Here is a 1,293-nt window from a genome sequence, read left to right on the forward strand (position 1 = left end):
GCTACCGGGACTAATCGCAGTGCATCGGGCTTCAGCCCGGTGGTGAAGCGATTCTCAGAACTGCTCTGACCCGCAGGTCACAGTGGACGATTCTGCTGCTCAATGTACTGACGGACGATCGACAGCGGAGCCCCGCCGACTGACCCGGCGAAGTACGAGCCGGACCACAGTCGCTGTGCTCGCCAGTAGTGCCGGACCAGTTCCGGGTACTCCTGGCGGAGCCGGCGGGAGCTGACGCCCTTGAGGCTGTTGACCAGCTTGGACAGGGCGACCTTCGGCGGAAAGTTCACGAGTAGGTGGACGTGGTTGTTCTCGCCGTTGAACTCGACCAGCTCGCATTCGAAGTCGGCGCAGACGGCGCGCATGATCTCTTCCATGCGCTTGAGGTGGGCGTCGGTGAAGATCTTGTGCCGGTACTTCGTCACGAAAACCAAGTGGGCGTGCAGGACGAAGGTGCAGTGACGACCTGTACGAATGTTCTGATACTCAGCCATAAACCAACTGTAGTACGGTCGTTCTCATGCAGCTCAGGTACTCCTTCCGGATGTATCCGAACGGTCCTCAGCGCTCGGCGCTGGCCAGGGCGTTCGGGTGCTCGCGGGTGATCTATAACGATGCGCTCCGCGCTCGTGAGACCGCCCGAGCCGGGGGTGAGGCGTTCCCGAAGACCGGGGATCTGTCGAAGCTGCTGATCACCGAGGCGAAGAAGACCGGGGAACGCGCCTGGCTCGGTGAGGTCTCCGCCGTCGTTCTCCAGCAGTCCCTTCGGGACCTGGATACCGCGTACCGGAACTTCTTCGACGGCTTGAAGGGCAAGCGCCCGAGCACGGGTGCGCCCCGGTTCAAGAGCCGTAAGGACAACCGGCAGGCTGTCCGCTTCACGGCGAACGCCCGGTGGAAGGTCACCACGGGCGGTGACCTGTCGTTGCCGAAGATCGGTGATGTCCGGGTGAAGTGGTCCCGCAGCCTGCCGTCCACGCCGTCCACGGTGACCGTGATCAAGGATGCGGCCGGGCGGTACTTCTGCTCGTTCGTGGTCGAGACCGAGACGGACGAGACGCTGCCCGAGCTGACGCCCGAGGTCGGCATAGACCTGGGGCTCACCCACTTCGCGATCCTCTCGGACGGCACGAAGATCGAATCCCCGCGCTTCCTGCGCCGGGCGGAGAAGAAACTGAAGCGGGAACAGCGCCGTCTGTCCCGCAAGGCCAAGGGCTCCAGCAACCGGGCCAAGGCCCGTATCAAGGTCGCCCGCGCTCACGCGCGGGTGGCCGACGCGCGGCGCGAGTTCCA

General features: G+C 64.3%; 2 protein-coding genes. One reads left to right on the forward strand and one right to left on the reverse strand.

Features of this window, described 5'->3' with window-relative positions; genetic code table 11:
- Positions 1-77: 77 nt before the first annotated feature.
- Positions 78-494, reverse strand: a complete 417-nt coding sequence (gene tnpA / locus AC061S_RS44415; RefSeq protein ID WP_478691572.1) for an IS200/IS605 family transposase — start codon at positions 492-494, stop codon at positions 78-80.
- Positions 495-520: 26 nt separating this feature from the next.
- Here tnpA and AC061S_RS44420 point away from each other — a divergent pair.
- Positions 521-1,293, forward strand: a 773-nt coding sequence (locus tag AC061S_RS44420; protein WP_478691573.1) for an RNA-guided endonuclease InsQ/TnpB family protein, incomplete at its 3' end; no start/stop codon positions are given.

Source organism: Streptomyces sp. CA189, assembly GCF_056428985.1.

Coding starts and splice junctions, on each gene's coding strand:
- tnpA (WP_478691572.1), bottom strand. CDS start 494: ATGGCTGAGTATCAGAACATTCGTACAGGTCGTCACTGCACCTTCGTC.